Here is an 8,535-nt window from a genome sequence, read left to right as displayed (position 1 = left end):
AGAAAAATATACTTTAGTCGATTTCCTAAACAATTATGAGGCTCAGTATCAAGGCTGGGAATTTGACGACCAAGAAATACTTATCGAATATCTGCCCCAGTTGCTCTATGGGGTGTCTCTGATCAAGGCGGCTACTTTGCGAGGGAATGAAGATATAGACACTCTCCAAAATCAAGTAGAGGAAGTTCTGAAAGATGGCCGGACGGATTGGGAGAAATTTAAGGATCTGGTCAACAATCCTGACTCTGAATTTAATTTGGAGGAGGATCTAAAGTTCAGAATCCGAGATCGCAACGTTGAAGGGGAGGGCTAGGTAATGGCTTTTACGTTGGATGTTGGGGAATTGTTAAGCCGCCAAGTCAGAGAAGAAGTCGCCCCAGAAGGCAGGCTGATTGAAGATATTTTAGATTTTTTTGAAGCCCCCCCTCAAGGGAATATTTTTCAAAGGGTCGGGCGCCTTGTTGGGAGCATAAGGGGGGCCATTTGGTGGGCCATTACTGGGGTAATTAGCCTTGATTGGAGGTCAGTTTGGCAATGGGTGGTTAAGACTGCTTATGCAATTGTAAATTTTGACTGGAATGCCTCAGACGAACAGTTAAAGAACAGATTAAAAGCCCGTAACCTTGCCCTCGCTGATGCCTGGGGCGGGGCTGCGGGGCAATTTGCGGGGACAGTCTCGATAGGGGCGCTGGGGGCATTGGGCGCACTGTTTATCCCGACAATTGGGGGGAAAGGTCTAGCCCTTTCTACAGTGGTAAATCTGGCAAAAGAACGAGGCGACGAAGTTTTTGATGAAATGCGCGACGCTCTGAACATTTCAGCCCGCATTTTAGGGGAAGGCATCGCCGTAGAGCAGTACATTAGGATTCGACGGGCGATTAAAACGCTAATTCCTGGGGTTCAAGGATGGGGGGCAGATGATGGCGAGCGTTGGGTTATTTCGGAAAAGTTTGAAGAACAGGTAGAGCGGATCCCTTTTGACTTTTTGCGGGAGTTTTTAGAGTCATTTTTTGATGAGTTCACGGAAGCTTTTATTGCGGGGGGCTTTGTCATTGCAGGACATTGGGACAACCTCATGGCCCAAACCAACGAAACGACCCTAGAAGTCCTAGGGGAGAGCCAGACCGGGGGGGTTTTCTTGCGGGATCTCGAAGATGAAACCGCCGTCCCCTTGTTTAGATTCGGTCAAATTCCCTCAAATCTTGCAATCTCGGAGCTACAGCACCAAATGAATACATACAGAAGTCTGGCCGGACAACGGATCGGAGAATTTGGCGGCGATCCAGATCTGGGGAATGAAGTCGCTAAGCCCTACCTTCGCACCGCGAAAATTATTCTTAGGGGAGATAAGCAAAAACCGCCTTTTGTTACCCCATTGGGGCAAATTAGCAGCCGCCACACTGTCACCCTAAAATCTTTGAAGCCCAATCTAAGATGGCGCGATTTTAAGCGGGTTTTTCGGTTCTTTGAGTGGGGGGCGTGGAAGATTGAGGCCACTTTGGAAAGTCGAACCAGTTTCGTTATTTTTGCGCCGAGCCGAGAATATGGGGTCGCAAAAATGAAGGAAATAATAGAAGAGCTAATCGACGAAGAAGCGATCAGAATTGCCGCTACGATCGAAGAAGTGGCCCCCAGGGTCACTAAGTTGAGTAAGACGATATTCCCAGAGGAGGCGATCGTCACCCTCAAGAAAGAATCAACCCTAGGGCAAATTGTCGATTTATCCGGGCAACGATATCTACAGGAGCAAATTAGGTTTGATTTGTGGCGGGACGATGAGCCATTTGGGACGCCGGAATTTGTGACCAACTACCAAACCATCTAAAACGAAAAGGCGTGTAACCTAGTGATTACGCGCCTTATGTGTGTGATAGGTGTGAATTTCTCATAAGCCCAAGGTCGGCAGTTCAAATCTGCCTCGAGCCATATTTACAGTGTAGGTCAAATTTCCATTGCGCTATCGGTAGCGTAGGAGATTTTTGCTTACTTTTTCATGGTGGCCTGGGATGCCTGTCCCCTCGTAAGGCTTAGGCCAAATATAGGCCAGAAAAGCCATGAAAATTCAAGAGATTAACCGGGATTTAAGCGCCTTAAGCATCGGCGTGTCTGTAGAAATTCGGGGGAAACGGGTCTATCTGCGGGCCTTTCTCCCCCCTAAACCTGGGACGGGCCGAACAACCTCCTATCAGCAACGGATCGCCCTTGGGGTCTATGCCAGTGAAGAAGGATTACAGCGGGAATTTTGATTAAATCACAGGTTTAGATACGCATTTTAGGACTTATCATCATTAGTACAAGAAGGACGGCATTTTAACACTTACCCAATAGATTACGGATAATCCCGACCGTCCTCGCGCCCCTGGAAAAAGCTCATGATTGATACTTTCCTCAAAACCCTGAAACTGCTTGGGGTATTTTGTCTTGGTTCCCTTGGATTTGCTTTTATCGTTAACGGAGTTGTAACCACGGGGCCGAAATATGGAGATGAGTGGCTTGCGGTCTTATTTTTGATGATGCTTGCGCTCAGCCTGGAAGTCTGGATCTACAAAAAGTTTTATAAAAAATGGCGGATCGTTTTCTTGAACTATATGATCACTCATTTTGCGGCCTTCTTTGCTAGTATCCCTTGGCTGTTTTTGATGGGAGCAGAATCTGACTTAGCCTGGATTGCATTCCTAGGGATATGGTTTCCTATTGCTTATTTCTCGGTTTCCCAGCTCGATTATTTCAAGCGGCTTGAGTTGAAAATTAAAGAGCAACAGGCCCAGATTGATGGGTTTACGGATCAGAAAATCCAGATCCAGAAGCAGATCGAGACCATGAAAACGTGCCTAGATAACACACGGCGTTACGGCAAATAAAAACGGCGATCGCCGCTGCTGCTGGACTAGATAATTTTGGTGATTCGGTCATCCACCAGATCCAGACATGGGTATCTAGGATGATCATGTTTGGGCATCCCAAGCAACATCAATAGGGCTCACAATATCCTCTTCGGCAATAACCGTATTTTTGAGAGAATTTCCCTGTGACCAAGTTTGGACTGTATCGTTTGATGGAATGCTTATTTGCTCTTGTTTGAGCCCCAACTGAAAATAATGAATGAGTTCATAGACCTGATTCAGTTTATCTTCAGGAATTTCATGGAGTTCATCGATAATTTTTTGGATCAGCATCGGTTGTTCTCCCAAATTATGCCTCTAGCTTAATCTGCAACGATTGCTTTGTGAGGGCGATCGCCTCTTTCACACCGCGACAAACGTTTACGCTTAATGTCTCAACTGTTTTGCTGTAGGGCATACTTTCAACTTTTTCCATATCATCTTCTCAAGAGAGCTATGAAACCAGCTTGCTCAAAATGCTTGTCATAGGCGAGGGCTTCTAAAATATCTTGCTGTTGCATAATGCAGAATGATGAACAATCAGTATGGCTCCAGCCTTGATCCGGTCTTTGCTTGTAGAGATCGAGGGCTGAGCTAAAAAGTTCTGTCGTCTGGGGAATGACTTCTATTTCTGAACTCTGAGATGCGTAATCGATCAAACGAATTGCCCGTTCTCGATAAACACTACCTTTCTTAGAAAAAGCATTCAGTAGTTCGTTAAAGATCATTTCGCTCGTGACGATTTTGGCTGAATTTAGGGATGAAGCAAGTTGTTTAGCTCTATCAGAAAGGTCATCATCAGGATTAAGTAAAGCGATCCAATAACCTGTATCTGCAAATACTTTTTTCATTCTGCCTCTTTTGCTAAACCGTACAGATAATGATCAAGATTTTTTGCAAAATCACTCGGCAACTTCTCTTCCTCTTGCACTGGCAAATCAGTTTCTAGTTGATTAATAAAATTCAGAAAAGGAGAAGTTTGTGAGACCATTTGAGTCTTCTCTTGAGGAATTGCTTGGGAAGCTTTCTTCTTGATGAATAACAAAAAGTCTAAGACTTCCCCCACGAGGATATCTGGGGTTTTCTCTAGTTCTTGGATGAGTTGTTCGCGTTCTGTCATGACAAAATTCTCCAATCTAAATAGTTAGAGTAAAGATAATTGATCTGGGTTGTTTTTCTGTGAACAAGAGACTGATGATTCTGCTAAGGCATTTGTCTTTTTCAGAGTCTGTAGGGAAATGGTTTCTCCTCCGCAAATATGTTCTAGCAAGTCCGCTTGCTGAGGTTCTAGTTTGATGAGTAATCCCAGCACATTTAGCAAATTGAGAAGTTCTCTCGTGTATTCATCTAGCCAATGATCGGGTTGAATTTGATTCAGAGGAGAAGGATGTCGCCGATCGCCAATTATTGGACGACTTCGATCCTTCTTACGATAACTAAACCATTGTTTAACAATTTGCTTGCCGGAAACGTTGTAATGCCAGACTTCCGGTGGAACATTCTCGACAAAACCAGAGCCAACGAGTAAACGCTTTTTGTTTGCATCGTAACTGATGTCGTCAGGCATTTCTTCTGGAGTATTGGGAATTGTGCCGTCTTTGGGAATAGTGGGGCGTTCTTCCTTTGGTAAGCGAGGGTTGCCTTCGGGTCGATCTGCTGCAGCGTCAATCATTCTCTCCCCAAAAGTATGCAACCAAATTACTCGCTTACCCAGTGATACAGCTTCCTGAAATAATCTAAAATTAGCGGTTAAAGGGACTCGGATACCCGGAGTCTGTAAGTCTTCTTGAAAGCGTTCTGTATAGGCAGGATTTGCCACAACACCAGCGATATAAGCAAAGAAATCTTCAGCGGAAATCTCGTCCTCGTAAAAATTGCTCAGAAAATCTAAAAATGCTTGCTTAACATTGCTATCACTACAATCTGCTGTACGCCAAAGTGGAAAAACTCTTCCACCGCGACCATTGTAATGATGCAAATCGGGAACGAGAGATGTAAACGTTATCCCATTTCCATTTGTAGCCGGACGATCCATCGGTGCAGTCAAGTAAACTTGATGATCTGAATGCCAGTCCCATAAATTTGGATTCGGTTGATTGATTAATCGACTATCTGGGATAATCCATTGCCGATCAAAGGAACGATATCCATATTGAACAGGAGTAACAATATCGCCTTTATCTTCTGCAACTGAAAGATTACGTTGTGGCTGTCCTGCGAGAGGAGTTTGAACAACCTTTGCAGAATGTTTATCTCCTAATTGTCCCTTACGAAAATGAGGGTGAAATAGTTCTTCTTTTTTATCGGTAGGTGCATTTTGAAGTTTTTCCCAACGTTTTTCTAAAGACTCGACATCCGGTGCAATTACCCATGTTCTACCGGGCATAACCCCAGAGCCATCATAATTAAAGAAATCATTGAGCGTCGGATAAGTTGACCATTTTCCTTCAGATTCCGGCAAGAAAGGAGCGCGACTTCCTTCCATACAACCTTCCCATGCTTCACCAGACAAAGTGATTTGATCTAGAGCCGCAAATTTATCTTCCCGCGCTCCCAAGGGCAAAGCTCGAAATTTAACATTCGCAAGGCTTCCATCTTGTTTCTTTTTAGAACGACTTGCCAAGACAATACAAACAGGTTGCTGTACCCCCTGAAAAATTCTGGTATTCACTCCCGGCTGATGACCATCTGGTGAACAATCAATCACCCAGATATTGTCACAAGTTTCCCGTAAATATTGCCGCATCCTCTGGAAACCCGGACCCGCAATAAATCCAGCCACAGTAATAAAACAGATAATCCCAGAATTGTTTTCTGGATGATGATCAAAAACTTTCCACGTCGCCCACCGCCAAAAATAGATGTATAGATTACGCAAATGTTTTGCGTGGGTTCCAATCTTCCAGTTTTTAGGCGGTTGCCAATCATCTAGGGGCGCAGGCGTATCCGTTTGAGGATTACCGGACTCAACCCAACCACCACGACCTTTTGCCTTGTCTTTATAGGGAGGATTGCCAATCACAACCGTCACAGGCTCCTCGCGCTTAATCTGATTTGCTGCCCTACGAGATTCCGCAATAGGCGCAAACATCTGGGGAATCCAGCCCTGATCATCTTCCGGATCGCCAAGGGTATCTGTGACAAACATTCTGAGGGATTCCGTTGGCGAACCATTCGTTAATTCCAGCACCTCCGCCAAAATTCGTAACTGCGCCACTGTAAAAGGTCCCAACTGAAGCTCAAACGCAATTAACCGTTTCAATGCCGCATTAATCGCCGAGGGAACTGCCCCTTCACCTAAATCTTCCCTGACCGATTCCGCGATTCTTTTGAGCACTGCCAACATATATGTGCCTGTACCAGTCGCCGGATCGACCACTGTCACCGCAGAAGAAGCTAAACCTTCCTGCAATCCAAAACTCGGATCTTTTAGCAATTCATCAACGAGCCGCACCATATTTTCCACTACTGCGGGAGGCGTATAGTAAGATCCCGTTTCTTTACGGAGCTTGTTGTCATAAACTTCCAGAAAATCTTCGTAAAAATAGAGCCATGTCTCTGGATCACCTTTACTGATCTGCTCCCAGTCCACGGCATCAAGTACACGAACAAGAGAATTGAGCGAAGTCTTCAGAATTGCTTCATCATCAAGATTGTCAGTCAATAAACGAAGGGCTGTCCCCATCAATGAATTAACACTTTTTAGATCTCTTGCTGCACGATCTAACCCCGTCGCCAATTCAATATTTTTCGCCCGCGCCATAAGTAGCCCAAAGGTCACAGCCTGAGCATAACCATCAGCAAATTTCTCATCGGTTGCATCAGGAAATAACAGGTTTCTCCAATCCTCTGCCAAAGAAGTTAAAGCTTCACTCCCCAAAGCCATCTGTTCAACGACTTCATCCCGTAGCAAACGGCATAGATTAGCGGTAATTCTGGCAAGCTCTTGGGCATTAGTGGGTGGGATTGGTTCCCAGAGAAAGAAAGACTGAAACAGATCAAGCAATCCCTGTGGAGGCGTTAGATTTTTTCCAGCAGTTTCGATATCCTCATCAAACGAAACAACAGAGCCAACCAATTCCCCGTTTTGCCAGAGGCTAAAACTATTCCCATCCGAGTAGATCAAGTTCGGTAGAGTCTGAAGCTTTTGCCATTGAGCCTTGTCATGCCCTTTAAATCTTTTCGGATTTGCCCCTTTCCCCGGCGCTTTCAATTCCACAAAACCAACCAAGGCATTGCGGACAGTCACCGAATAATCAGGTCTTGTTTTTAGCTCGGTTAGAGCCGACTCACCCACTGCCGTCACATCATCACGTTTGATTTGGCAAAGTTCTGCAAGATCGAGCAATAACGTCTCAAAAGGTGCTCTTAACTGATCTTCTGGTTGACCTGTCATTACAGGGTTAGACAGTTTTTCCTTAACTGCTTTTCCAAATGTGGCGATCGCTGATTGAAGAGTAATAGACATCGAATAACTGACTCAGAATGCCGATAGTATTCATCATAGACTTACTAGATTCGCAAAGAATCAAGTTCAACAACATGATGCAGAATGTTGGCAAATTTATGTAATCCCAGAATAGGGACTGTAACCGTGATCCGCAGGCAGCGTTTTACCCCGCAGCTCAAACTGCACTTCCAAACAATTCATCTACTCAAATTCTCCTGTTTCGTTTTGCCGTGCCATCTGTGCCGTTTCCTGTTCCAGCATCTTCACTAGTTCTGGAGGAGATTTGGCGATCGCCCCTCTGCCATAACCGAGAATCCAGCGCTTCACATCATTCAATCCCGAAGCTGTAAACCGCAGCGTAATCGAACCATCAGAATGGGTTTCAATCCTTTGGGTGCTGTGCCATTGCCGTTCCGTGATGTAGGGAGACGTTTGTTTATCGAAGGCGATCGCCACATCATAGGTTTTTCCCCCCACCTCACACTGAAAACTATTTTTTAATTTCTCCTGTAAATCGAATTCCCGCCGCTCAAAGGTTTGCCCTGTGGGTTCAAGCTTACGAATCCGGTCAATCCGAAATTGCCGAACCTCCTCGCGCAAGTGACAATAGCCCCAGACATAAGGATTGCTCGCCCGGTAAATATCCAGGACATAGGGATCGAAAATACGTTCTGATATTTGCTGTCGTTTAGGAGAGTAGTAGCGCATCAAAACCGACTGTGATCGCTCACTGGCTTCAATGAGAGCTTGCCAAATTTCTGGATTAAGCTGGATTTCTCCCCCAACCCGAAAATGAACCCGCTCCTCTGCCAACTGTCGCAGATTAATCACACTCTGTTCTGGTAAACGTTCTGCAATTCGCTCAATAGTTTCCCGCAATTGAATTTGATAAATAGAACCTGAATAAGATTCCAGCATCCTTGCTCCGAGGGTGAGAGCAAAAAGTTCCCCTTGGGTCACCGGAATAGTGGGCAATCGCCAATTAGAGTCGGTATAGTACCAACCCTGATTTCTGTCGTACTCCAGCGGGGCATCATAGCGATCTCGCAAAAAATTAACATCATTACGAATTGTTCTTTCTGAAACTTCCAAGGTCTGAGCAAGACTCACTTGTGTTTGCCGCTCTCTTGAACGGATCAGGCGATCAATTTCCAGTAGGCGCTCTAATTGGCGGGACATAGTGTCACTAAATCGACTGCGCTC

At 45.2% G+C, this 8,535-nt stretch carries 9 protein-coding genes and 1 pseudogene; 4 read left to right on the top strand and 6 right to left on the bottom strand.

Annotated elements, in window-relative coordinates:
• The 4 genes and pseudogenes from AACR41_RS05480 to AACR41_RS05465 form a co-directional block, all read left to right on the top strand.
• Positions 1-313, top strand: a pseudogene (locus tag AACR41_RS05480) (hypothetical protein); the annotation flags it as partial.
• Positions 314-538: 225 nt separating this feature from the next.
• On the top strand, positions 539-1,825 hold the full coding sequence (locus tag AACR41_RS05475) for a hypothetical protein (protein ID WP_152551011.1): 1,287 nt from the start codon (positions 539-541) through the stop codon (positions 1,823-1,825).
• Between the two features lie 229 nt (positions 1,826-2,054).
• Positions 2,055-2,246, top strand: a complete 192-nt coding sequence (locus AACR41_RS05470) for a hypothetical protein (RefSeq protein ID WP_030007526.1) — start codon at positions 2,055-2,057, stop codon at positions 2,244-2,246.
• Positions 2,247-2,372: 126 nt separating this feature from the next.
• Positions 2,373-2,861, top strand: coding sequence for a hypothetical protein (locus AACR41_RS05465; protein WP_030007525.1), 489 nt, complete (start codon positions 2,373-2,375; stop codon positions 2,859-2,861).
• Positions 2,862-2,945: 84 nt separating this feature from the next.
• On the opposite strand, the gene AACR41_RS05460 is transcribed toward AACR41_RS05465, so the two are convergent.
• The 6 genes from AACR41_RS05460 to AACR41_RS05435 form a co-directional block, all read right to left on the bottom strand.
• On the bottom strand, positions 2,946-3,176 hold the full coding sequence (locus AACR41_RS05460) for a hypothetical protein (RefSeq protein WP_045442180.1): 231 nt from the start codon (positions 3,174-3,176) through the stop codon (positions 2,946-2,948).
• A gap of 16 nt (positions 3,177-3,192) precedes the next feature.
• On the bottom strand, positions 3,193-3,318 hold the full coding sequence (locus AACR41_RS05455) for a hypothetical protein (protein ID WP_256378155.1): 126 nt from the start codon (positions 3,316-3,318) through the stop codon (positions 3,193-3,195).
• Between the two features lies 1 nt (position 3,319).
• Positions 3,320-3,733: a type II toxin-antitoxin system VapC family toxin gene (locus AACR41_RS05450; RefSeq protein WP_030007524.1), complete on the bottom strand. Its 414-nt coding sequence runs from the start codon at positions 3,731-3,733 to the stop codon at positions 3,320-3,322.
• Positions 3,730-4,002 (bottom strand): hypothetical protein, encoded by a 273-nt coding sequence (locus AACR41_RS05445; protein ID WP_030007523.1) that lies wholly within the window; start codon positions 4,000-4,002, stop codon positions 3,730-3,732. The genes AACR41_RS05450 and AACR41_RS05445 overlap by 4 nt, the downstream gene beginning before the upstream one ends.
• A 24-nt stretch (positions 4,003-4,026) precedes the next feature.
• Positions 4,027-7,350 carry a type ISP restriction/modification enzyme gene (locus AACR41_RS05440; protein ID WP_030007522.1) on the bottom strand — a complete coding sequence of 1,108 codons (3,324 nt, stop codon included), beginning with the start codon at positions 7,348-7,350 and terminating at the stop codon, positions 4,027-4,029.
• Positions 7,351-7,533: 183 nt separating this feature from the next.
• Positions 7,534-8,511 (bottom strand): helix-turn-helix transcriptional regulator, encoded by a 978-nt coding sequence (locus AACR41_RS05435; RefSeq protein ID WP_030007521.1) that lies wholly within the window; start codon positions 8,509-8,511, stop codon positions 7,534-7,536.
• Positions 8,512-8,535: the final 24 nt, after the last annotated feature.

Source organism: Picosynechococcus sp. NKBG042902, from assembly GCF_963864045.1.
In the GTDB taxonomy this organism is placed as follows: domain Bacteria; phylum Cyanobacteriota; class Cyanobacteriia; order Cyanobacteriales; family MRBY01; genus MRBY01.
This window is presented reverse-complemented; position numbering and strand designations above follow the sequence as displayed.